The sequence below is a fragment of the Nitrospinota bacterium genome (assembly GCA_027619975.1).
GTDB lineage: Bacteria > Nitrospinota > Nitrospinia > Nitrospinales > VA-1 > JADFGI01.
The window spans coordinates 73,714-96,455 of the sequence record JAQCGX010000003.1 but is presented as its reverse complement, the minus strand read 5'-3'; the positions used below and the strand labels follow the sequence as shown (position 1 = coordinate 96,455).

The window sequence follows — 22,742 nt, the reverse complement described above, 5'->3', positions numbered from 1 at the left end:
GACTATAAAAGGAAGGCTGAAAATACTTTTATTTTTTAACACAAAAAAATCATTATAATTGATCAAGCAATTTGCGCTTCCTTAAGTGATATTCATCTTCTGAAATCTTTTCGTTCTTTCTCAATCTTTTGATGAAAGCCAGCCTGTTTTTGATTTCCTTAAAATTATTTTGATTCTGGCCTAAATTTTTTCCACTCCTATTACTTTTAACATTGGACGCCTCCTCCCATTGGCTCTGCTTTCCAGCCGGGCCATTCTCTTTAGGGGAATCTTGTGAGGATTTGGCTTTTTTCAAAAAAAGATCCTGCTTCGGGCTTTCTATTAAATTTTCATCCTGAAACAGAGTTATTTGAATCATGGCGTGATTTTTGAGTTCATCCATCCATTTCTGATATTTTTTTTGCTTGTTTTCAAATTGCAGAACTTGTTCAATTTTCTCTTTGACTTCATCCAAAGACCGGGCTTTACCGGGAATCACCCGATCCACTTTGATGATATGGTACCCATAACGACTCTCAACGACGTCACTGATCTCTCCAGGTTTTAAGCTGAAAGCAACTTTCTCGAACTCCGGAACGAAATGGCCTTTCTTTAACAAACCGACCTCCCCGCCGGTGTTCGCGGAAACATCTTCTGAATACTTTTTAGCCATCTCAGAAAAATCATTTCCGGCACGAATTTGCCGAATAATCTCGTTGGCTTTAACTTTTTTTAATTGCTTCACTTCCGGGGTAGCACTTTCATCCGCTATAAACAAAATGTGACGCACAAAAGGTTGCCTCGGCTGCCAATAATCTTTTTGATGTTCATCATAATATTTTTGGATTTGCTTATTAGTCGCACCAGCCGATTTCCCCATATGAAACTGCACTACTTTCGTCACCAGGATCTGGTTGCGGATCACTTCTTTGTATTGTTTCATGGAACGGCCTTCGGCTTCCAGCATCTCTTCCATTTGCGATTCAGTGATGTTATTTCTTTTCATGATATCGTCAAGTGCAAGCTGAATAGATTCATCATCGACTTCCAACCCCGACTTCTTGGCTTCTTGAAGTTGTAATTTTTCCTCTATGATGCCATTCAGAGATTTCTCGGTAATTTCCTTTTCTGAGAACTCTGAAGGGGTTTTAGACGCACTCAACTGCTGTTTAGTAACTGAAACCATTTCTTCAACGTTACTCAAGGTAATGATTTCTCCATTGACCTTCGCCACCACACGGTCCACCACCATGGCTAAAACAGGTTGAGCCGCCACCAAGGTGAGTGCCAGACCCAATACAATGACAACCGGTTTAACTGATTTTTGCCAATACTTCATGCTCAATCTCAATGTTTGATTTTTCCTTCAATTCAGAAAGCCACTCATGAAACGCTTTATCCTGGCGTTCTCGAATGAGCTGTTCGTGGATGATTTTTTTGGACTCCTCAAAACTCATTTTTCGATCTTCATTCTTATCCACCACTTTGAAAATATGGCTCCCATAAGGAGTCCTTATGATATTACTAATTTCATTCATTTTCAGCTTAAAGATTTCTTCGAGTTCCGCCGGCATATGGCCTTCTTCCAGATAACCCAAATCCCCGCCTTCGGCACCTTCCGGTCCGAGTGAAAATTCCCTGGCCAGGTCAGAAAAGTCTTTGCCATTGTCATCGAGTTGTTTTTTAATCCCCAGAGCTTCCTCTTCAGTTTCGACCATTATATGAAGAGCCTTCACCTGTTTGCCCTTGTGAAACTCCTTCTCATGCGCATCAAAATATTCGCGCAATTCATCTTCACCTACAGATACTTTACTATTGACACTTTTATCAATCAATTTTTTTATTAACAGATTGTTTTTCAAGCCGTTTTCCCATTCCTCCTGGGAGATGTTTTCCAGCTCCAGATACTTTTTAAGAGTATTATCCGCGTATCCTTCCTTGGCCTCCATAATAACATCATCAATTTCTTCCGGGCTCGGAGAAATTCCGTTTTTCCCAGCTTCCTGCAGAAACAACTTATTTTGAATCTCCACATTCAACGCATCGGTCTTCAACCAGAGGTAGGAATCTGAATTTACAGGCTCACTGGTATCCACCCTGTGTTTCCTCTTAAGTTTTTCAAGACTTTTTCGAAATTTCCGGACGGTGATTCCTTCCCCATTGACTTTAGCGATAACAACGGTTTCTTCAATACCATCGGAGGAACTCGTATCGGACGAACAGGCCGCCATGAGTACTATAACAAAAAACAAAAAGTATCGAGTTAAAGCACCTTGAAACAACAAACGGATACGCTCAATCACGTCGCGGGAGCCCAAGTAATGCCTGCAAGTAATATTTGACCTCTTCAAAATCCTTCTTCCATTCTTTACGGTCGATCTTGATACTTATCTTATACTCGGATAAAAATTTCATCTTCTTATCTGTCAGAGATGCAATGGTCGCAGGACTCATAGGAGTGCTGGGCGCCACCGTCAAATAAGCATGGTTATCCTTTAATTTGGCTTCCGAGATATGTAGTTTTTGACAAAGTACTCTGATTTCAAGCAATTGCATCAATTTTTCTACAGGCTCCGGGCAGACCCCGTAGCGATCCAGCAATTCGCCTCTCAGGGATTTACAATCGTCCAGTTCCGTGATCATCTGAATTCGCCGATACACCTCCAGGCGCTGGTTGAGGTTTTCGATATAATCCTTGGGGATATAGCCTTTGACCATGAAATCGATTTCTGGTTCAATTTTCGTATCGACCTCTTCCCCATTGATTTCCTTCACCGTTTCTTCAATCAGCTTACAATATAAATCGAACCCGATGGTGGAAATTTGTCCGGATTGTTTGTGACCCAGCATATCTCCCACCCCACGAATTTCCATATCCCGTGCCGCTAATTGAAATCCCGCCCCTAATTCGCTCATCTCCTCAATGGCGCAGATTCTTTTCCGTGCTTCCGGTGTGATAGCCATCGTGCCGGGAATCAACAAATAGGCGTAAGCCTGATGTTTATAGCGCCCCACCCGCCCCCGCAATTGATACAACTGCGCTAATCCGAACTGGTCGGCCCGGTTGATGATAATGGTATTGGCGGCTGGAATGTCCAAGCCGGATTCAATGATCGTCGTGCATAAGAGCAGGTCGATCTCGTGATCCATGAATTTTTTCATGACCCTCTCCAACTGATGCTCCGGCAATTGACCATGCGCGATGCCAATCCGCACTCCAGGAACAAGTTTGAGGATCATTTCTTTAACGGATTCAATGCTGTGAATTTTGTTATGCAGAAAAAAGATTTGCCCGCCACGGTCCATTTCCCGCTGGATAGCTTCGCGCACCACTTTCTCGTCAAATTTACGCACAAAGGTTTTAACCGCCAGCCGATCGATGGGCGGGGTTTCAATCACACTCAGGTCCCGGACTCCCATCAGAGAGAAATGCAGGGTTCGGGGGATGGGGGTAGCGGTCAACGTTAGAATATCAACGGAAGCGCGGAGTTTTTTCAAACTCTCCTTGTGCTTGACGCCAAACCGCTGTTCCTCATCAACAATAATGAGTCCGAGGTCGGCGAATTTGACATCCTTTGAAAGCAGACGATGGGTACCGATTAAAATATCCACCTCACCCCGGCTCAGCTTGGCAAGGGTTTCCTTTTGCTCTTTCGGAGTGCGGAACCGGCTGATCTGTTCAATAGTTACGGGATAACTGCGGAACCGTTCCTGAAAGGTATTCAAATGTTGCTGTGCAAGAATCGTGGTGGGCACCAGGACGGCAACCTGTTTTTTAGCCGAGACTGCTTTGAAAGCCGCCCGCATCGCCACTTCCGTCTTTCCATAACCGACATCGCCGCAGACCAGGCGATCCATGGGTTTATCCTGATCCAGATCTTCTTCGATTTCGTCGATGGCCTTTAGCTGGTCATCCGTTTCCTCAAATTCAAACGAATCGGCAAACTCTTGCATTTCTACCGGATTTCCAGAATAGGCAGGTCTCTCGATAACCGCCCGGGTCGCGTAAAGTTTCAACAGGTCTGCCGCCATTTCCTGGATGGCTTTTTTGGCTCTGGATTTCTGCCGCTGCCAGGTGACGGTTCCCATTTTGCTGAGCTGCGGATGCGCATCGCCGGCACCCATATATTTTTGAATATATCCCAGGCCATTCATTGGGATATATAGCTTCTCGTCATCGGCATACAGGATTTCCAGAAACTCTCCGCCTCCCACTCCGGTTTCCAGTTCCCTGGTCCCTAGGTACTGACCGATGCCATATTCAACATGCACCAGGAAATCATTGGGCCGGAGGTCCTTGAACCCACGTTGAAAACTTTGAGACTTGGGTTTTCGTCGATGACGGTGCTTGTGAGAACGACCAAACACTTCACTCTCGGCGACAAATACTTTCTTCAAGTCGCGGATCTGAAACCCGGAACTGATCACCCCCTTCTCCACCTCGAGTTGAATTCCATATTCTTCCAACAGTTGGTGGACTCTTCTGACATGACCTTTGGTGGGAGCCACAAGTGTGACTGCCATCCCCTCCTCTTCCCATTCGACGACATACTCCGCCAGTGTATCGAATTTACCTCTCAGCAAGGGAATCGGTTGAACATCAAAGTGAACCACATGGGCAGACGCCCCATCATTCAACTTGATCGAATTCATGGCCAGTTTGCCAATAGACGTCAGGCGGGATTTTATATCCTCAGTAGTTAAATAAAAATCTTCAGGTGGCGCGGCAATATCCCCATTTTCCAAAGCCTTTTCATACTCGGTTTGTATGAGTTTTTCATACTGTTCGCACTTGGAAAAAACCAGGTCTTCATCGTCCACAACCACCAGCGTGTCTGACGGCAGATAATCAAACAGATTCTCCTTTTGCGGATAAAAAAAAGACGCCAGACGTTCGATCCCGGAAAATCCGCCCAAATGTTCGATTCGATCCACCACTTCTTTGAGTCGGGTTCTGTCGAAGTCATTACCTTTGGCGAAGGCAAGAATATTTTTAACGCCTCGATCAACCTCTTCCGGCGTCAGCATGACCTCGCATACCGGAAGGATTTTTGTTTCCGCAACCTCCTGAACCGAAACCTGAGAATTGATATCGAACTCTCTTAAGGATTCTACCTGGTCGCCAAAAAACTCCACGCGGATGGGGTTGGCTGCTGCGGATTGGAAAAAATCCACAATGTCCCCGCGAACACTGTACTCGCCCCGGTCTTCCACCATGTGAACCCGTGAATAACCATTGTCGGTCAGAGAGGCTTCCAACAGTTCACGCTCCAGAGAATCCGCCTTCTTCAGCGGGAACACCTGTTTCGCAAGAACGGATTTAGGAACCAGGCATTGCATGACAGCTTCCACAGGAACCACAAGAAAGGGACAACCATCGTGCATCAGCTGGTCGAGGATCGACAACCGTTCGCCAGACACTTCTTTCAGAGGCGAGATATGCTCGTAAGGTAATGTTTCCCAGGTCGGGAAAAACTGCGGCTTCGCTTTAATTTTTTCGTATTGGAAAAAATATTTCAAATCGCCCAACAAGGCATCTCCGGTATTCTGATCGGAAGTAAGAAGAACTATGGGTCGACGAACATTTTTTTTGAGATGCGCCAGGAATAAGGCCCGCGAAGCACTCGCAAATCCTTCCACGGTCACTTGCGCCGCCGGGTTTTTTAACAGGTTGGTCAGCGTCTTGATCCGGCCCGCAAAATCAAGGGTTTCCGGCTGAGATAAATTAAGAGTTTGTTCCATCAATGAAAATTCAGTTTATTAAAGTGCGATGAAGTGAATGAATGTGATCAGGAGGAGTTTTTCCGTAGATCTTTAGATCTCTCTTGTCTTTATGAGATTCCTGATTTTTTGGGTAGAAGATGTTGCCACTTGGGCTCGCCTGCGGGCTTGAAATTGACACAAACGATGAAGGAAGGCCCCTCATAAAAATTCAGTTTGTAATTACCTCCGCCAAACCGCTCAAACAAATATTCTTCGGTCCGATCGCGAAACTCTTTGAACTCCTCCAGGGTGAACCTGGCGATCTCATAAAAATAGATGCCCACGCCTTCCCGAACTCCAGCCAATAAAGTGCAATTGACCTGGCTGTAAATTTCCTCGAAGCGCTGATCCAGTTCTTCCTGGCTCGGATCGCGTTTTAGCTCGCGGCGAAGTTTCGGCTTGTAATAATCTCTGAATGCTTCTTTAACCCACATGGTTTTTCTATTTTTCGGGATTGGTAAAACTGTTGAAGTACCCTTGAGCCAAAGCTGGATGAGGGGTAAATTCTATTAAATTTTTCATTATCAGTTCTTCTTTTGTAGCATATATGAGTAAGCGAAACAATGGGTTTAAGAATTCCTTCGCGGTTGAATTTCTCGATTGAGATTGCAACTGACATCCCCTATACTCGGCGTTTCTACCGTCAGTCAAATTCATTGCAATAAATAAAATGTCTATCTCTAATAACAAAGCAATCACCCTCGGCCTGATTCAGGCAACCTGCGCGCTCGATCCCGCTAAAAATTTGCAGGATGCTATTCAAGCGGTCACCGAGGCCTCTGAAAAGGGGGCGCAAATCGTTTGCCTCCAAGAGCTGTTCCGGTCCCGGTATTTTTGCCAGACGGAAAATGCAGAATTGTTTTCCCTGGCGGAAACCATCCCCGGCCCCAGCACCGAAGCACTCTGTAAACTGGCGGCCAAGCTCGAAATCGTCATTATCGTACCCTTATTTGAGAAACGAACTGAGGGCATTTATCACAATACCGCCGTGGTCATCGACGCGGACGGCTCGATCGTCGGCAAATACCGTAAAATGCACATCCCGGACGACCCCTGTTTTTATGAAAAATTCTACTTCACTCCCGGAGATTCGGGATTCCGAAGTTTTGCTACCCGATATGGACGGGTTGGGGTGCTCATTTGCTGGGATCAATGGTTCCCGGAAGCGGCGCGGTTGACGGCTCTATCCGGCGCTCAGTTTTTGTTTTATCCCACGGCGATCGGATTCCAGCAGGCAGATGCTTCGCAAGTGAACCAGCAGATTGCCGCCTGGGAAACCGTACAAAAAGGCCACGCCATCGCCAATGGGGTGTTCCTTGCCGCCGCCAACCGGGTGGGAACGGAGGATGCCTTGAAATTTTGGGGCCGCTCATTCGTGAGCAACCCCTTTGGGGAAGTATTGGCTCAGGCAGGGAGTGACTCTCCTGAGATTCTCATCGCCACCTGTGACTTGTCGAAAATAGAGACCACCCGCCAAAGCTGGCCGTTTCTGCGCGACCGCAGAATCGACGCCTATCAGGGAATAACTCAAATTTATAACGACCCAAATGACTGACCTTCAATATCCCGCTGATCAAGGGTTTCGCATGCCTGCGGAATGGGAATCCCACTCTGCCACCTGGCTCTCCTGGCCCCATAACCAGATAACCTGGGAGCCGTCCATATTGCCGGATGTAGAACGAACCTACCTTGCCATGATCCGTGCGCTCGCACCCGGTGAAGAGGTTCATATTCTTGTCAACGATGCGGCAACTCTGGATTTCGTTGAAAAGAAAATCACTCAGGCAGGAATTTCTCTCGAGCGGATTCGGCTCCACATCATTCCGACTAAAGACGCCTGGATTCGCGACTACGGTCCCAATTTTCTGGTGTCCGGCGAAAAGGAAATACGAAAGATCGCCTTCAATAACTGGCGATTCGATTCCTGGGGCGGCAAATACGATGACTTATTGACCGACAATGAAGCCGCTGGCAAAATCGCGCAGATTTTTAAAATACCAACCTTCGAGCCTGGGATTGTGCTGGAAGGCGGCGCCATCGATGTCAACGGCAAAGGAACCTGTTTAACCACAGAACCGTGCCTGCTCAACCCCAATCGCAACGGGGGAATGGACCGGGAAGCGATGGAAGGTTATCTAATAAACTACCTTGGCGTTCAAAAAGTCATCTGGCTGAAAGGTGGAATGGAGGGGGACGACACCGATGGGCATATAGACAACCTGGCCCGATTTGTCAACCCGACTACCATCCTGTGCGCTTACGAAGAAGACCCTTCCGACCCAAATCATGAAGGCTTGAAAGACAACTACGACAGGTTGGAATCCGCCACGGATCAAGATGGTAATCCGTTGAACATCATTCGTCTGCCCATGCCGGGGAAAGTCGAAGCGTCTTCAGGTCGACTTCCGGCAAGCTACGCCAATTTTTACATCGGCAACCGGGTTATCCTGCTCCCTGTTTACAACACAGCCAATGACTCCAAAGCCGAGGCTATCCTCAAGGAAGCATTCCCTGAACGGGAAATCGTTCCCATCCCATGCCGTGAACTAGTGCAGGGGTTCGGCTCTATCCACTGCGTCACCCAGCAACAACCTCTGTAGACCGGGATCTGAGAAAAAATTAAATTATTTGGAAATGCAACGTTGTAACGTGGGGGGAGTCAATTTCCAGACGAACTGCCAACCGATTCGGAGATTTTGGAATGGGATTTTAGTTTATCCAATTCTTCATTCAGGGACGTGATGGTACGGTTCCTTTTATTGATCATGGTTTTAGATTTTACCCGGTTCAAGACAGTGAAGGACCAGGCAAGTAAAAACCCCAGAACGAACGGAATCAGCGCGACAAGAATCAAAGGAAGCTCTAGTGATTGCTTGACTAATTGGAGATCGTAAAAAAATACCGGAACGGAATGCCTATTCACCACCGTGAAAGCGGCGATGAAAATGAGAAAAAGTATAGAAATTATAAATTTGATCGATGACATAAAGGCAATTCAGAGTCCTTTAACTAGCAAAAGTTTGGGTGGAAATGATTTTAAATAAAAACACCCCCGGACAATTTGAACCTTAGTTGGACTCTTTCAAAAGCTCTTCAACTGTCGGTAGCTCTTCCATCCCCCCCGCGCCTGCATGTTCTTCTCCGGCATGCCCATCGGAGCCAGACGCCGCGGCCTCATCATGAGATTCTTCGGTGACGGCCGCTTTAACGGGTGCGGCTTCCGGCTCTTCTTCAGTTTCTTCAGCGGCAGGCTCTTCAGCCTCTCCTGCAGACTCTTCCGACTCAGGCGCTTCTTCAGCTTCCGGCTCTTCTGCAGCGGGCTCTACGGCATCTTCAGCAGGAGCTTCTTTTGCTTCCGCGGCGGGAGCGGCGGGCTCTTCAGAGGCTTCCTTTACCTGTATCTCGCCGGCAGGTTGTCCAGAAGACGCATTCCCTCCCCCAAGCTCATTCAAAAGGGTTTGGATACTTGCCGCCACTTCGGAGGATTTCGACTTCACGCCAGAATTAGACCCATTCGAAATTCCCTGTACCATTACCAGAGCCCGTTTCAACTCCATGATAGCCATTGTTTTTTCATAATCGCCCAATTTGCCCTGCAACCCGGTGACAGTCTGGCTAACAGACTGAAGGCTTTCTTCAACTGCCTTGATGCTTCCTTCAACGGATTTGATACTGCCTTCAACTTCCGTTTTTAAAGGACCAATCGTGCCTTCGAGCTTATTAACGGCAGAACCCACCCCACCCACTCTTTCATCCAGGTCTCGAATGAAAAACAAAATAAAGACGATTGCCAGAGCAGCCAGTCCAAACCCCAGAAAAGCCACAGTCCGCAACAGGCTCATGTCTTCCTCGGCCTTCCCTACCGGCGGCACAGGCTTTTCAAACTCTGCTTTCGTATCAGGAGCTTCTTCTTTTTCCTGAGCATAGTAAGAGCTTGCGTCCTCTTGTTCTTCCTTTTTGATTTCCTCGAGCCGGTCATTCTTCGGTTCTTGGTTTTCTTTGGTGGATTCGTTTTCTCGTTTGTTATCGCTCGTCGTCATAGTTTCTCCCAAAAATCCGGAAACCAATTCCTGATTTTTGCTCTCTTAATAATAACCGTTATAATAGAATAATTCCTTGTTCTGGCCCGTCATTCAGGTTTTACTTATTTCTGACACTCGGGACAAAACAAACTAATAAATAAATTGATAACTTCCGGACTCAAATTAATCTTCAAACAACAATAAATATTGGAAGCCCAAAATTTTTTGATTTAAAATTCGGACCGCAATAAATAGCGGATTTCCTTACGCTTATTTTGCTTGAAAGGCGTTAAAAATGAAAAATGATCTTACTAATGATGACCGGGATTTGTCAAGAAAAAATAAAGAGGTCTTTTGGGCCGTTATTCTGCTTATTTACTTAGCTGGGAACGCCGCTCCGGTCTTTTCAAATACCCTCGAAAAATCCGTTTCCATTACCGTGGACGAGCTGCAATCCCGTCCCAAAAATGAGATTGTCGTCATTGATACACGCACCGGCTGGAAATATTTTCTGGGTCATATTCCCGGTGCTGTGAATCTCTCTGATTGGCGTGATTTCACAAACAAAGTGGATGGCATTCAGGGAATGTTGATCGAAGACCATGAATTTATCGTCAGCAAATTGCGCCCCCTGGGCATTGACAATCAAAAAACCATCGTCATCTATGGAGACCCGACAGACCGCTGGCGCACAGACGGGCGATTCTTATGGATTTTCGAAAGGTTCGGGTTTGAATCGGTCCAAATTTTAACTGGAGGGTTGGATTCCTGGAAACAATCCGGCGGCGAGGTTGAAAGAGGAAAGCAGGATCCGATCACTCCCTCCTCGTTAACCGCTAAAGATATCCGCTTGAATGACCAGGTTTCTGCAGTGAGTTCGTGGATTCATGCCAATCTCGAATCAGGCAAGTTGGCAATCATCGACAATCGGACCCAAAAAGAATACGATGGCGCCACGCCCTATGAATCGAAACGCGGGGGCCATATTCCTAAATCCATTCATATTCCCTGGGAAGAATTTTTCACGGATGAAGGGGTGTTAAAAAGTATTGAAAATTTGACGACCATGTTGGCTGAAAAAGGCATTCGTGCCGATCAGGAGATCGTTGTGTATTGCACCGGCGGCGTACGCTCGGGCATGGCCTATTATGCGTTCCGCAGACTGGGGTATTCGGTGCGTAATTACGACGGCTCTTGGTGGGACTGGAGCGCAAACCCGGATTTGCCGGTAGAGGGGGGGCTAATAAATGAGCGAACTCATTCCCGTCGCCAAAGTCGAGGAAATTCCACGGGATGCCCGTAAACGGGTGGAGGTGGACGGCAAGAAAATCAGCATCTTCAATATTGAGGGAGAATATTACGCCATCTTTGACACCTGCCCACATAAAAAAACCGCACCCTTGATACGGGGATCGCTGGATGGTCTCGGTATCAAATGCCCCAACCACGGCTACCGCTTCGACCTGAAGACGGGAGACTGCAACATCGACCCTGCTCTCAAAACCCAGGTTTTCCCTGTCGTGGTTCAAGGGGATGATATCTGTGTGCGAATGGATTAGTAAAAAACCGGCAGCGGCGCCTGCCACCGGCCATTCACCAAACCTTATTTCAATGCGTCGATGGAAGCTCCAAAATTAATGTGAAAAGGAGTGCCTCCGACAACCAAAGCGGGGACGGACTTCACTCCCGCCGCTTCGGCTTCGCTGATGCGACCCTTTTCATTGCCCAAATGAACTTCTTCCACCTGATATTCCGATGGGTTCAGGGCAGAGACAAACCGTTGTTCCGCCTCGACACAAACAGGGCATCCCGCGTGATAAAAAATAGCTTTATTCATTGTTCTTTTTCCTTTCATGGTTAAATTTAAATTACCCAACAACCTCATGAACTGGTAGAAACACTCACTTTCTTAATCGGGAAAACACAAGACTGTGATCCTTCTCGGAGGTGTGGCACTGATAGCAACTTTTTCCGCCATCTCCCACGACACGATCCGTTTTAGAATTTTTGGGAAACGCTTCAAAGCCCCATCCACCGGTGGCACTGAATGCCTTTTTATCCTTTTGCATCACCCCTATTAACTTTCTCTCCCCTTCCTGAATGGCATGGTCGCCCTGGCTGTATTGCAAAAGATCAAAAACCAGGACCGATCCATCCGGAAAATTTCCCGCTTTAAGTCCTTTTATTGCATTTTTATTGCCGTAAACATGGTGCAATCCCTGAAACGGGTTCTCCAATGGGTGTCCAGGCTCGATCAGCATGGATTTAATATGCGTCCATTGCCTATAACCTTCTGGATAATCAACCTTTCCACTGTCCGCAACCCCTTCGGGCGCAGAGCTGAGGAGAAATACCGCTGCTAAACATGCCGCAATAAACTTCATTGGCTTTACCTCCTTAAATTTAGACCGCTAATTTAGTATTGACTCGATACTTAAATGAAATATAGCCTATGGAAATTCATTTGTCAAATTAGTTTTGATTCGATACAATAAATAATTATGAGCGCTTCCCTATTACATGAATACATTGAGCGAATATCCCAATTACTTCGCTCAGAGACCCGCCAGGCAGGGGCTGATTACGACCTTCAGCCCATACAGCTGAGTGCCCTGCAATTTCTGAGTCGTTCCAATCGGTATTCAAACACTCCCCAAGGCGTGACGGAATATTTTGGTCTGACCAAGGGAACGGTGTCTCAAACCCTCATGGCTTTAGAAAGAAAAGGGTTCATACAGAAAAGCCCGGATAAAAAAGACGGCAGGATGGTTCATTTAAATGTAACGAAGAGGGGCCTGAAGCTTTTGGGGGATACCCTGCCCGCTCAGACGGTGGTTAGGGCTTGGGAGGACGTGCCGGAGACGGAGCAAAACCAATTGACCGATGGGCTCCAACAGCTATTACAGAGGATGCAGCAGCTAAACGGAATGAAACCCTTTGGCCTGTGCCGGACCTGCCACTACAACAGCAAAAAGGGGGAAGGGAAATTTTTCTGTGAACTGACACAGGAAAACCTGAGCAAGACGGATGTAACGCTCATCTGCCGGGAATACCTGCGGCCCGTTGAAGCGTAGAAGGAAGATGTTTGTGTGCGGCTGAATTAGCTGGGGCTGATAACATGTCTAGCAAGGCCAAGAGCTTGTAAGCGCCCCCTCCCCTAGCTGAAAATCACCAGATGCCTGTTTTCACTCAGCCAATCCAGCCAGTGGGGTTTAGGCGCCGCTTTCCGCAAGGGAACCCGATTCATAAATTCCTGATAATCGATTTCATCCTCTCCCGGAATTTGTGAATAAACGGGCACGGCATCGTTCTGAATGGGAAGTGCTATCTGGACTTCATCCACCCTTCCCGCTGACAGGAACAGCATCAGAATAAAAACTAATGAAGCCGCGGCGATCTTGATACTGGAATGGGTTGTTCCAGGGATTTGTTTTACGATCAAACTCTGCGGATTGCCTAGCTCAATCAACCTGCCTGCTTTTTTGACGATTTGTTACCCTTTCCCTCTTCCAGTTGAGCCAGACGAGCTTCCAGGCCCCGTATTCTTTCATTCTGCAGTTCAATTTTATCTTGTTGCAGTTCTATGATCTGGTTTTTATCTTTTATCATTTCCGCCTCCCAATAGATGTCAGGATGATTCTCCGCGTCCGGCAAGCTGTTTTCAACAGGTAATTGTGTAATTTTTGATTTTCCCTGCCCATCCCCTGGGTTTTTAGGGCTTTTACCAGACGCCAACCAGGTCTCAGTGGTATTCAAGGCACGAGCCAGTTTTATAAGGGACTCAACGCTGGGAACGTTTTTACACTTTTCCCAATCACTGATATCGGGCGGATGACAGCCCACCCGCAAGGCAAGCTCCTTGCCCTTAAGACCCAATTCTTTCCTGCGGCTGACAATTCTGGAACCTATGCTATTCATTGGCAAACATTAAAAATAATTAACTTGATCTATAATTAGTGTAAATGCTAATATTTGTCATGTTACAAACAGTAACAGTAAAAAAACTATCCAATTTTACCAAGAAAGTTCCAAACAATCAAGGCATATTAGGTAATATCGCAATTAAATTCTTGCCAATATTACCATAAATTCACCTCATATCAAATTTAGAGCCTGAAATCGTTAATTATCCGCAAATTAATTATGAAACTTACTAATAAATCGATATTTCATTGAAGGCACCTGATAAAAGGAGAACCAAATGGATATGGACATGGAAATTGGTGGCGGGTTGAGGACGTTGGTCGGAAAGCGGGTCACTCTTTTTTGTGTCAATTATATCTATACGGGGAAACTCACCGGTGTGAACAATTCCTATGTCATTTTAACCGACCCGGCCATCGTTTTCGAAACGGGGCCACTGGGCACTAAAAAGTGGAAGGACGCGCAAAACCTTCCCAAGGACTGGTACGTTCAGATCAGTTCGATCGAGTCGTTTGGAGTATTGAAATGAACAGGAGAAACAGATTTCGGTCAAGAAACTGCTTGAAATCGGCATCTGGAGGCAAATCCTGGGCAAGCTCCTGGTCAGGGAATTTTATGGTTGAACGGCCCTTTTCCTTTTCCGGAAAAGAATCATCCTCGTCCTCGTGGCTGGGATAAATCTGTAATAAGCTATTCCTCGGGAAAACAAAAGTTTTGCGAAGTTTCTCAACCCTGGCCAGCGGTTCGGGCCTTTTTGCAAGCCGCACATTCGCACAGCTTTCTCAGCAATTCATGCGGATACAACCCTGTATCGTGTCCATCGTTCCAGGTAAACTGGACTGCATATAAGCCCACGGATTTGAGACCCTTGGGACGAATGGTGTCAGGAATCATCCCTGGCTTGATCCTTTTCTCGCCGGTCCATTCATCGATACAATTTGCACACGGGCATTTTTCCCGCAACATTTTGACGGAATAAACGGACTCATGACCGTCGGTCCAGACAATCCCCAACGTGGTGGGATCGATCTGCGAAATTTTTTTTGGTGAGGGATGGTTTGAGTCCACTTTGGCAGTTTCAGTCATCGTTTATTCCTTCCAGGCCATTTCAAAAGTGGCTTCAGGCTTGTCTTCCTTCGCCTGCTGGATACTCAATTGCGCCGCCACTTTGCCTGCCAGTTGCTTATAAGCAATACTTGCCGGAGACTCCGGGTTGCTCATTATGATTGGAACTCCAGAATCTCCGCCTTCAGCCACTTCCGTGATGATGGGGATTTCTTCTAAAAATGGAATTTTAAAAGTTTCAGCCAACGTCTTCCCGCCGCCGCTTCTAAAAATATGATGCTTTTTATCACACCCGTCACAGATAAAGTAGCTCATATTTTCCACGATGCCGAGCAAAGGAACTTTTACCTGCTGAAACATCTTCACGCCCTTATCCGCATCGATCAAACTGACTTCCTGCGGTGTGGTGACCACAACGGCTCCTGAAATGGGTGCTTTCTGGGTCAGGGTCAATTGCACATCCCCGGTTCCAGGAGGCAGGTCGATCACCAGGTAATCCAATTCTCCCCATTCGACATTCTGTAGAAACTGCTGGATAATGCCGCCCAGCATGGGTCCCCGCAACATCAAAGGTTGGCCCTGCTTGGTCAAAAAAGCGGCAGACACCACTTTAATGCCGTATTTCTCATGGGGGAAAAATTTATTATCCGCTCCAGTTTTCGGAGACGTGATGGGAATGCCCAGCATTTGCGGAATACTGGGTCCGTAAATATCCGCATCCATCAACCCGACACTGGCGCCTGATAATTTCAAGGCGATCGCAAGATTGGTGGCAACGGTTGACTTACCCACACCACCTTTGCCGCTGGCGACCGCGATGATGTTTTTTACCCCGGTCAGAATCGGCTGGTTATGCTGTGAAGAACGCACCACGGCGGTCATATTGACATCCACTTTGGCAACCCCTTCAATAGCCTGGGTTTTGGTTTCACATTCGGCTTTCAATTGTTCTTTTACAGGACAGGCCGGGGTGGTCAGCTCAACGTCATAGCTGACGTTGCCATTCTCCACCTTCATATTTTTCACAAACCCCAGACTCACAATATCTTTATGAAGGTCCGGATCTTTCACGGTCTTTAATGCCTCAATAACTTTTTCCTGCAACGCTTGATCTGACATCAGTTAACTCCCGATAAATTTAACCAGTAAAGAACTGGATTCGATTCTAGTAAAATACCTACTCACCGTCTTGACCCGTTTGTTGCAACTGGTCTTTTGTCCAATAAGATGGTCAAATAGCTAAAAAGGTTTAAATTCTGAAACTTTTGCCTAAGATGTTCCTTCAAAAACTACACTTAAATAATGATTATTTTTTACATTTTTATATAAATCTGTCTATAAGTTTTTGTATTTTTGAAAAATTTAAATCTAATTAACTTTTACTTATTGATTACAAAAGCTTTATGTGCGAGCTTACAGATACTTAGGAGTTTCTTTTATATGTGTTGGATTTTGTGGCCAATGGGTGCTTCTTTTCAAATATTATGTCCAAAAGCTTAATAAATCAAATGAATGAGCGAATAAATGACTCTTAAACTAGGAATCATGCTGGATAGTTATGATGTTCCATTTTGGGTAAACACCATCATAGACAAGATTTCGGATAATCCCAATATTGAATTAAAACTAGTCATTCTGAATAATGGAGATCAATCATCTCAAAAACGCACATTATGGCAGAAGGTGATTGAAAATAAATTTCTCTATCACCGCTATTTGGCTTGGGAACGAAAGAGGATCGCCAGTTATCTCGAAACTCTGAAGGACTGCAACATTTCACAAAAACTGGACGACATTGCCTGCTTGCCCGTTATCCCCATTGGCAAAAAGTTTATACATCGGTTCGATCCGAAAGACGTTAAAGAAATTCAGAAATTTCAATTGGATGTCATCCTGAGATTCGGATTTAAAATTATAAAGGGTGAAATTCTGAATATCGCCCGTTTCGGAGTTTGGAGCTATCATCACGGGGACAATGATGAATATAGAGGGGGACCGGCGGGTTTCTGGGAACTTTATGAAAACAATCCTCTTTCCGGAGTCACCCTGCAGGTCTTGAGTGAAAAACTTGATGGAGGCATGATATTAAATAAAATCAATCGGAGAACGGATTTCACCTCTCCCTTAAGAAACAGGTATTCTCTGCAAGAATCCGGGGTCATGTTGTTAATGGAAACCCTAAATTTCGTGGCCTTGCAAAATTTTACGAAGGAACTTTTTTTCGCCCACTACTCCGAAAGTACAAAGCCCTATAATAAAAAGCTCTATAGAGGGCCTAAAAACTGGCAAATGTTTATTTTCATTGGAAAAATGTTTTTTCGCTTCTTCAAGAAGCGTGTTCTCAAAAACAGCAAACGAGAGCAATGGAATATCGGGGTCATACCGGGAAATGACCTTGATATGAATAAGAAACATTTAGAAAATGTACACTGGTTTGCACCCGATGAATCACGTTTTGTTGCCGATCCTTTTATTCTTATCAGAAACGGTAAGGTTTATTTGTTTGTTGAGGATTATATCTATAAAAATAAACGCGGCCATATCGCTGTCGTAGAGATGGATAAAAATTACAATTTTTCTAAACCCTATCCGGTTTTGGAAACAGACTTTCATCTTTCTTTTCCATTTATCTTAGAACATGATAATGAATTGTATATGATTCCTGAGCAGTCTCAATCTAATCAGATTGTTCTATATCAGTGTACCGACTTTTCAAGGACTTGGGAGAAAAAAAAGTTCTGTTCGATGACTTTCCAGCTGCGGATACGGTTATTCACTTTTATAAAAATAAATGGTGGCTCTTCACAACCCGGGTTGAGCCCTGTAATAAAGAAAACAATTTATTCATTTATCATTCCGATAGTTTGTGGGGAGAATGGAAAGCACATACGCTAAACCCTGTTAAAACGGATATCCGCGGATCACGCATGGCTGGGAATATCTTCTTAAAGAACGGTAAAATTATCCGCCCTGCCCAAAATGGTTTGAAGCGATACGGGGGTCAGTTATTTTTTTTGAAATATTAACCCTTTCAGAAAATGAATTTGAAGAACAAAGGATTTGTGAAATTTTACCTGAGAAGTCACTCCCTTACAGTGATGCCTTCCATACTATTAATTTCTCCGATACAACAATCGCAGTTGATGGCTCTCGAACGATCCGAGAAAAGTAAATACAAATTAAAATTTATATTTTCAGATTTATTTTGATACTATGTAATTTAAATAAGGTTAAGGAAACTTTCTTCCGAATAACTAAATAGAACGAGATAATTCCTAAAACAACAGAAACTTAAGCTACAGCTTCTCGACAAGTTTACAGTCGACCCATTATTTATCTTTAAACGTTACATCAACGATACCCTAGCCCCCCTTTTATATCTCAAACTGAATTTTTACAATCGTTCATTCCCGAAAAATAACCATAGTGCTGGTTTACTCGCTTTGGCTTTTTCAATTTTCTCTCATCAAACAAAAATTAACATCACCTAAAAATCATGGCGAAGGAAAACATTTCTGATATTCAAGTGGAACTGGAAGACCGGTTTCTCACTTATGCCTTATCCACCATCGTTTCTCGTTCTCTTCCCGATGTTCGCGATGGTTTAAAACCCATTCACAGAAGAATTCTATATGCCATGAGTGCTATGGGGGTGAATGAGGCGGCAAAATACGTCAAATCCGCAAAAATTATTGGGGAAGTGTTAGGTAAATATCATCCACACGGTGACGCCTCGACTTATGAATCCATGGTCCGTATGGCCCAGGATTTTTCCCTGCGTTATCCACTCGTAGATGGAAAAGGAAATTTTGGCTCCCTGGATGGAGACCCGCCTGCGGCCTACAGATATACAGAGGGGAGACTGCAATCGATAACAACTTATTTATTGCAGGATCTCAAAAAAGAGACGGTAGACTTCAAGCAAAACTATGACAATACGCTAAAAGAGCCGGTGGTTCTTCCTTCCCGGATACCCAATCTATTAATAAACGGATCTTCAGGAATAGCAGTAGGCATGGCCTGCTCGTTTCCCAGTCACAACCTGCGCGAGGTGAACAACGCCCTCATCGATCTCATAGATAACCCGAAAAGTACAGTTACTCAGTTGATGAAACATATCAAAGGGCCGGACTTTCCGACAGGCGCTATCATCCTTACTTCCAAAGAAGAAATTCGCAAGGCTTACGAAACTGGTTCGGGTGCTGTAAAAATACGGGGAGAGTGGAGGCTGGAAGACCTTCCCAGAGGAAGACAGCAAATTATCCTCACGTCCATTCCCTATGGCGTCAACAAATCCAAAATGATCGAAAAAATTGCCGAAATCATCATCGGCAAGAAACTGCCGCCTCTCATTGACATCCGGGACGAAAGTGACGAAAAAATTCGTGTTGTTCTGGAAATGAAAGCCAATTCGGACGCGGATAAGGTCATGAGCTATGTTTTCAAGCATAGCGATATGGAATCCAATTTTCAGCTCAATTTCACCTGTTTAAAGCCCAACGGAGAACCGGGCCGGTTGTCCCTCCTGGAAATCTGCCAGTTCTTTCTGGATTTTCGCAAAGAGGTGGTTACCAGAAGGCTGAAGTATGAACTGGCTCTGATTGACAAGCGCCTGCATCTGCTTGCGGCTTTTGCCATTATCTTTAACAACCTCGATAAAGCCCTGCAATTGATCCGTTCTTCTAAATCACGCAAAGAAGCGCACGAAAAAATTTCAAACGCCTTTCAACTGGATGATGAGCAGACCCACGCTATTCTCGAAATTCCTCTTTACCGGCTGGTTTCAATGGAAATCGACAAAATAATCGCCGAGCAACAGGAGAAGTTGAAAGAGAAAAAGCGCATTGAGGGCATTTTAAGTTCGGCAAAAAAGATATGGGCCTTAGTCAAAGAGGAATTGCAGGAGATCACCGAAAAATATGGTGATAAACGAAAAACGACCATCAAGCAAATTGAAAGTGTCGAATACAACGCTGAGGATTTTATTCAGCATGAAGATGTTTCTTTAGTGATCAGTAAAAATGGATGGTTGAGAAAATTAAAGACAATTAATGATCCGAGTTCCTTGAAGTTCAAGGAAAACGATGAGCTTCAAGAAATCCTGAAATCGAATACAAAAGAGCTGGTCGCTTTTTTCACTTCATTTGGAACGGTTTACGTTCAAAAAATATACAACTTACCGCATACCCGCACCGGTTTTGGCGAACCCATTCAAAACCTGTTCAAATTTAGCGACGGCGAGCGGGTACTGAAAATGATGGCCTTGAATCCTCAGGATCTGTTGGTAAAATTTGAAGAGGGTCAGGTAAAAAAGAAGTCCAGGGAAAAACTGAAAACCCCACAAACTTCGCTCAATTTTTCCGATAGTGATTCAAGTGAAGACTCCATAATGGAGAGCCTGGAGTTCATGGTCATGAGTGAAGCCGGATATGCGTTTCGGTTCCCCGCATCAAACCTGACAGAAACAACCAAAGCGGGAAGAAAGATCATGAGTTTGAAGAAAACCGATCGCATGGCGGCTGTTTCTCTGGTTCAAGGGGATCATGTTTTCATGGCCACAACTGATGGAAAGGGACTGGTCATTCTCACCGATCATGTTCCCAAACTCACTGGATCGGGTATGGGCGTTAAGTTAATTAAAATTCAAGACGGTCAATTGGCCGGTTTTAAAGTTGTGAACAAAAAAGATAAAGTCACCCTTATTTTTGAAAGCGGCAATGAAAAGGAAATAGGAGTCAACAGCGTTCCTGTCTACAAACGTGGCAGTCAGGGAGTGATCATTGCCAGGCGAGTTAAAATCATCAACATTCTTTAGATTAAGGGAACATGGCAACATACAGCGCGGACGACATACAAATTCTTGAAGGCCTGGAGCCGGTACGACGGCGTCCGGGAATGTATATAGGGTCCACCTCTTCAACGGGACTGCATCACCTGCTCTGGGAAATTCTGGATAACTGCGTGGATGAGGCTTTGAACGGGCACTGCGACATGATTGAAATCACTCTCGACAAGGATCACGGTGTCACGGTCAGTGATAACGGGCGTGGCATTCCAGTGGATATGTTTCGCAAAACCAAGCGAAGCGCAATGGAGGTTTTATTTACCACCCTGCATTCCGGGGGGAAATTCAGCCAGGACAATTACAAAGTCTCCGGCGGTCTTCACGGCGTCGGCATGGCTGTGGTCTGCGCCCTGTCGGAAACCTTGAAAGCATCATCGCGTCGAGACGGGTTTGAATGGACGCAAACTTATTCATGCGGAAAACCGACCTCGAAGCTACAAAAAGGCAAACCCGTCCGCAATTATGGCACCACAATCTATTTCAAGCCTGATAAAACAATTTTTAAAAAAATTGAATTCAATCCAAAATTAATTCTGGAGCAGGCGGAGTCCAAGGCTTTTTTAAATAAAGGCCTCAAGATAATTGTCCAGGAAAATAACAACAAACATACGTTTGAATACCCTCAGGGAATCAAGGACTATATCCAGAATATTGTGAGCAAACTTCCAACTCTCATGGAAGATCCCTTTTATATCGAGAAAGAAGATTCGAATATGAAAGTGGAAACCGCATTTCTTTGGACTTCAAGTACCGAAACAACCCTCTTGTCCTACGCCAATTCCATCAAAACGGTGGATGGGGGTACTCATGAAACCGGCTTCCGTAACGGCATCACCAAGGCGCTCAGGACGTATATTGAACGCAGAAACTTACTGCCAAAAGGCGTCACCAATGTCACCAGTGACGATGTCAAAGAAGGACTCGTAGCTATAGTCAATGTCTACCTGCAGGGAGATGTGGAGTTTCAAGGGCAAACAAAGGGCCGATTAAACTCCGATATCACGTCGCAGGTGGAGTCTGTCGTCAAACATTCTCTCGAGCACCAACTGCACAACAACCAAACCATAGGGGATTTAATCGCCAGCCGGGTTGTGCTTTCGGCCCAGGCCCGCATCGCTTCAAGGCAGGCCAAAGAAGCGGTTCAGCGCAAGACGCTCGTATCGCACCGACTCAACCTGCCTGGAAAACTTTCAGATTGCTCAACGGTCGATAAAGAGCATGCTGAACTTTTTATATGTGAAGGAGATTCTGCCGGCGGGTCCAGCAAACAGGCAAGGGATCGTAAAACCCAGGCTATTTTGCCGATCCGGGGGAAAATTATAAACGTCGAAACCGCTACCACGGCCAAGGCACTGGCAAATAATGAAATTCAAAATATCATCTCCGCCATTGGAGCGGGTATCAAACCCAGGTTTGAGTACAGCAAGCTGCGTTACGGGAAAGTAATCATCATGACTGACGCTGATGTCGATGGCGCCCACATTTGCACCCTGTTACTGACATTTTTCTATCGCTATATGCCTGAGCTTATACAAAAGGGCCATCTCTTCATAGCCCAACCCCCTCTGTTCCGAATAGATGCCGGGAAAAAATTATTTTATGCCATCGATGAAAAAGAAAAAGATGACATCATAGAAAAATTAAACGGGTCTGCCTACGAAATTGGCCGTTTTAAAGGTTTGGGCGAGATGCCCGCATCCGATTTAAAAGAAACCACCATGAACAAAAAAAGCCGTTCCATGATCCGTGTGCAAATCGGAGACCCGGAGGAGACTAATAAAACTTTCGATCAACTCATGGGCAAAGACCCGGAACCTCGTTTCAAATTCATTAAGGAGAAGGCTATCTTCGTCAAAGACCTCGATATTTGATCCGCTTCCCTCATTCCTCCAGATAAAACAGTTAAGCGAAAAAGTCTGATTTTTCCCACCTTTTGCCCAGCGAACCCACCATTCCCTTCATTTTTCCAGCAATTACATTTATTTACATAGATAGTTATTATATATAAACAAATATCTTATAAACATAATAAAATCAATAACATTTATACTGGTAAATTATTATTTCGGCTTGTAATAGCAGGGGTATGATTGTAAAATAGGAAATCAATCAATCAAATTTACTCTCATATTCCTAACTGCTGA

The 22,742-nt window shown here is 45.1% G+C and carries 21 protein-coding genes; 9 read left to right on the top strand and 12 right to left on the bottom strand.

What is annotated here, in order from left to right:
- Nucleotides 1-52: 52 nt before the first annotated feature.
- The 4 genes from O3C58_01840 to O3C58_01825 form a co-directional block, all read right to left on the bottom strand.
- Complete coding sequence (locus tag O3C58_01840) at nucleotides 53-1,318, bottom strand: peptidylprolyl isomerase (GenBank protein ID MDA0690606.1); 1,266 nt, start codon at nucleotides 1,316-1,318, stop codon at nucleotides 53-55.
- Entirely contained in the window at nucleotides 1,293-2,282 is a 990-nt protein-coding gene (locus tag O3C58_01835; GenBank protein ID MDA0690605.1) for a peptidylprolyl isomerase, read from the bottom strand. Before O3C58_01835 ends, O3C58_01840 begins: the two co-directional genes overlap by 26 nt.
- Complete coding sequence (mfd, locus tag O3C58_01830; protein ID MDA0690604.1) at nucleotides 2,275-5,721, bottom strand: transcription-repair coupling factor; 3,447 nt, start codon at nucleotides 5,719-5,721, stop codon at nucleotides 2,275-2,277. Before mfd ends, O3C58_01835 begins: the two co-directional genes overlap by 8 nt.
- Nucleotides 5,722-5,810: 89 nt before the next feature.
- Nucleotides 5,811-6,176, bottom strand: coding sequence for a hypothetical protein (locus O3C58_01825; protein MDA0690603.1), 366 nt, complete (start codon nucleotides 6,174-6,176; stop codon nucleotides 5,811-5,813).
- Between the two features lie 236 nt (nucleotides 6,177-6,412).
- On the opposite strand from O3C58_01825, the gene O3C58_01820 reads away from it, so the two are divergent.
- Both O3C58_01820 and O3C58_01815 read left to right on the top strand, forming a co-directional pair.
- Nucleotides 6,413-7,297, top strand: a complete 885-nt coding sequence (locus tag O3C58_01820; GenBank protein ID MDA0690602.1) for a carbon-nitrogen hydrolase — start codon at nucleotides 6,413-6,415, stop codon at nucleotides 7,295-7,297.
- Nucleotides 7,290-8,342: an agmatine deiminase family protein gene (locus O3C58_01815; protein ID MDA0690601.1), complete on the top strand. Its 1,053-nt coding sequence runs from the start codon at nucleotides 7,290-7,292 to the stop codon at nucleotides 8,340-8,342. Before O3C58_01820 ends, O3C58_01815 begins: the two co-directional genes overlap by 8 nt.
- Before the next feature lie 59 nt (nucleotides 8,343-8,401).
- Here the strand turns inward: O3C58_01815 and O3C58_01810 are convergent, their stop codons facing one another.
- Both O3C58_01810 and O3C58_01805 read right to left on the bottom strand, forming a co-directional pair.
- Entirely contained in the window at nucleotides 8,402-8,728 is a 327-nt protein-coding gene (locus tag O3C58_01810) for a LapA family protein (GenBank protein MDA0690600.1), read from the bottom strand.
- An 82-nt stretch (nucleotides 8,729-8,810) separates the two neighbouring features.
- Complete coding sequence (locus O3C58_01805) at nucleotides 8,811-9,782, bottom strand: hypothetical protein (GenBank protein ID MDA0690599.1); 972 nt, start codon at nucleotides 9,780-9,782, stop codon at nucleotides 8,811-8,813.
- Nucleotides 9,783-10,059: 277 nt separating this feature from the next.
- Between O3C58_01805 and O3C58_01800 the strand changes: the two genes are divergently transcribed.
- Together O3C58_01800 and O3C58_01795 are read left to right on the top strand one after the other, a co-directional pair.
- On the top strand, nucleotides 10,060-11,067 hold the full coding sequence (locus tag O3C58_01800) for a rhodanese-like domain-containing protein (GenBank protein MDA0690598.1): 1,008 nt from the start codon (nucleotides 10,060-10,062) through the stop codon (nucleotides 11,065-11,067).
- On the top strand, nucleotides 11,012-11,323 hold the full coding sequence (locus tag O3C58_01795) for a nitrite reductase (NAD(P)H) small subunit (protein ID MDA0690597.1): 312 nt from the start codon (nucleotides 11,012-11,014) through the stop codon (nucleotides 11,321-11,323). The genes O3C58_01800 and O3C58_01795 overlap by 56 nt, the downstream gene beginning before the upstream one ends.
- Before the next feature lie 44 nt (nucleotides 11,324-11,367).
- On the opposite strand, the gene O3C58_01790 is transcribed toward O3C58_01795, so the two are convergent.
- On the bottom strand, nucleotides 11,368-11,601 hold the full coding sequence (locus tag O3C58_01790) for a thioredoxin family protein (GenBank protein MDA0690596.1): 234 nt from the start codon (nucleotides 11,599-11,601) through the stop codon (nucleotides 11,368-11,370).
- A 64-nt stretch (nucleotides 11,602-11,665) separates the two neighbouring features.
- The gene (locus O3C58_01785) at nucleotides 11,666-12,148 is read right to left on the bottom strand and encodes a cytochrome P460 family protein (GenBank protein ID MDA0690595.1); all 483 of its coding nucleotides are present in this window, start codon (nucleotides 12,146-12,148) and stop codon (nucleotides 11,666-11,668) included.
- 117 nt (nucleotides 12,149-12,265) lie between these two features.
- Between O3C58_01785 and O3C58_01780 the strand changes: the two genes are divergently transcribed.
- Nucleotides 12,266-12,838 (top strand): MarR family transcriptional regulator, encoded by a 573-nt coding sequence (locus O3C58_01780; GenBank protein MDA0690594.1) that lies wholly within the window; start codon nucleotides 12,266-12,268, stop codon nucleotides 12,836-12,838.
- An 83-nt stretch (nucleotides 12,839-12,921) separates the two neighbouring features.
- Here the strand turns inward: O3C58_01780 and O3C58_01775 are convergent, their stop codons facing one another.
- Together O3C58_01775 and O3C58_01770 are read right to left on the bottom strand one after the other, a co-directional pair.
- A complete protein-coding gene (locus O3C58_01775) occupies nucleotides 12,922-13,233 on the bottom strand; it encodes a hypothetical protein (GenBank protein ID MDA0690593.1) in 312 nt (103 codons plus the stop codon).
- Nucleotides 13,230-13,682, bottom strand: coding sequence for a helix-turn-helix transcriptional regulator (locus tag O3C58_01770; GenBank protein MDA0690592.1), 453 nt, complete (start codon nucleotides 13,680-13,682; stop codon nucleotides 13,230-13,232). Before O3C58_01770 ends, O3C58_01775 begins: the two co-directional genes overlap by 4 nt.
- 283 nt (nucleotides 13,683-13,965) lie before the next feature.
- Here O3C58_01770 and O3C58_01765 point away from each other — a divergent pair, with 283 nt between their 5' ends.
- Complete coding sequence (locus O3C58_01765; protein ID MDA0690591.1) at nucleotides 13,966-14,217, top strand: hypothetical protein; 252 nt, start codon at nucleotides 13,966-13,968, stop codon at nucleotides 14,215-14,217.
- Nucleotides 14,218-14,414: 197 nt separating this feature from the next.
- Here the strand turns inward: O3C58_01765 and O3C58_01760 are convergent, their stop codons facing one another.
- On the bottom strand, nucleotides 14,415-14,774 hold the full coding sequence (locus O3C58_01760; GenBank protein ID MDA0690590.1) for a DUF971 domain-containing protein: 360 nt from the start codon (nucleotides 14,772-14,774) through the stop codon (nucleotides 14,415-14,417).
- Between the two features lie 3 nt (nucleotides 14,775-14,777).
- Complete coding sequence (apbC, locus tag O3C58_01755) at nucleotides 14,778-15,872, bottom strand: iron-sulfur cluster carrier protein ApbC (protein ID MDA0690589.1); 1,095 nt, start codon at nucleotides 15,870-15,872, stop codon at nucleotides 14,778-14,780.
- Between the two features lie 762 nt (nucleotides 15,873-16,634).
- Between apbC and O3C58_01750 the strand changes: the two genes are divergently transcribed.
- The 3 genes from O3C58_01750 (at nucleotide 16,635) to O3C58_01740 (ending at nucleotide 22,469) form a co-directional block, all read left to right on the top strand.
- Nucleotides 16,635-17,648 carry a hypothetical protein gene (locus O3C58_01750; protein MDA0690588.1) on the top strand — a complete coding sequence of 338 codons (1,014 nt, stop codon included), beginning with the start codon at nucleotides 16,635-16,637 and terminating at the stop codon, nucleotides 17,646-17,648.
- 601 nt (nucleotides 17,649-18,249) lie between these two features.
- Nucleotides 18,250-20,568: a DNA topoisomerase IV subunit A gene (gene parC / locus O3C58_01745; GenBank protein MDA0690587.1), complete on the top strand. Its 2,319-nt coding sequence runs from the start codon at nucleotides 18,250-18,252 to the stop codon at nucleotides 20,566-20,568.
- An 11-nt stretch (nucleotides 20,569-20,579) separates the two neighbouring features.
- Nucleotides 20,580-22,469: a DNA gyrase subunit B gene (locus O3C58_01740; protein ID MDA0690586.1), complete on the top strand. Its 1,890-nt coding sequence runs from the start codon at nucleotides 20,580-20,582 to the stop codon at nucleotides 22,467-22,469.
- Nucleotides 22,470-22,742 lie beyond the last annotated feature (273 nt).

Coding starts and splice junctions, on each gene's coding strand:
- O3C58_01795 (MDA0690597.1), top strand. CDS start 11,012: ATGAGCGAACTCATTCCCGTCGCCAAAGTCGAGGAAATTCCACGGGAT.
- O3C58_01770 (MDA0690592.1), bottom strand. CDS start 13,682: ATGAATAGCATAGGTTCCAGAATTGTCAGCCGCAGGAAAGAATTGGGT.
- O3C58_01740 (MDA0690586.1), top strand. CDS start 20,580: ATGGCAACATACAGCGCGGACGACATACAAATTCTTGAAGGCCTGGAG.
- O3C58_01800 (MDA0690598.1), top strand. CDS start 10,060: ATGAAAAATGATCTTACTAATGATGACCGGGATTTGTCAAGAAAAAAT.
- O3C58_01790 (MDA0690596.1), bottom strand. CDS start 11,601: ATGAATAAAGCTATTTTTTATCACGCGGGATGCCCTGTTTGTGTCGAG.
- O3C58_01805 (MDA0690599.1), bottom strand. CDS start 9,782: ATGACGACGAGCGATAACAAACGAGAAAACGAATCCACCAAAGAAAAC.
- O3C58_01780 (MDA0690594.1), top strand. CDS start 12,266: ATGAGCGCTTCCCTATTACATGAATACATTGAGCGAATATCCCAATTA.
- O3C58_01815 (MDA0690601.1), top strand. CDS start 7,290: ATGACTGACCTTCAATATCCCGCTGATCAAGGGTTTCGCATGCCTGCG.
- O3C58_01765 (MDA0690591.1), top strand. CDS start 13,966: ATGGATATGGACATGGAAATTGGTGGCGGGTTGAGGACGTTGGTCGGA.
- O3C58_01840 (MDA0690606.1), bottom strand. CDS start 1,318: ATGAAGTATTGGCAAAAATCAGTTAAACCGGTTGTCATTGTATTGGGT.
- apbC (MDA0690589.1), bottom strand. CDS start 15,872: ATGTCAGATCAAGCGTTGCAGGAAAAAGTTATTGAGGCATTAAAGACC.
- O3C58_01825 (MDA0690603.1), bottom strand. CDS start 6,176: ATGTGGGTTAAAGAAGCATTCAGAGATTATTACAAGCCGAAACTTCGC.
- O3C58_01820 (MDA0690602.1), top strand. CDS start 6,413: ATGTCTATCTCTAATAACAAAGCAATCACCCTCGGCCTGATTCAGGCA.
- parC (MDA0690587.1), top strand. CDS start 18,250: ATGGCGAAGGAAAACATTTCTGATATTCAAGTGGAACTGGAAGACCGG.
- O3C58_01785 (MDA0690595.1), bottom strand. CDS start 12,148: ATGAAGTTTATTGCGGCATGTTTAGCAGCGGTATTTCTCCTCAGCTCT.
- O3C58_01760 (MDA0690590.1), bottom strand. CDS start 14,774: ATGACTGAAACTGCCAAAGTGGACTCAAACCATCCCTCACCAAAAAAA.
- O3C58_01810 (MDA0690600.1), bottom strand. CDS start 8,728: ATGTCATCGATCAAATTTATAATTTCTATACTTTTTCTCATTTTCATC.
- mfd (MDA0690604.1), bottom strand. CDS start 5,721: ATGGAACAAACTCTTAATTTATCTCAGCCGGAAACCCTTGATTTTGCG.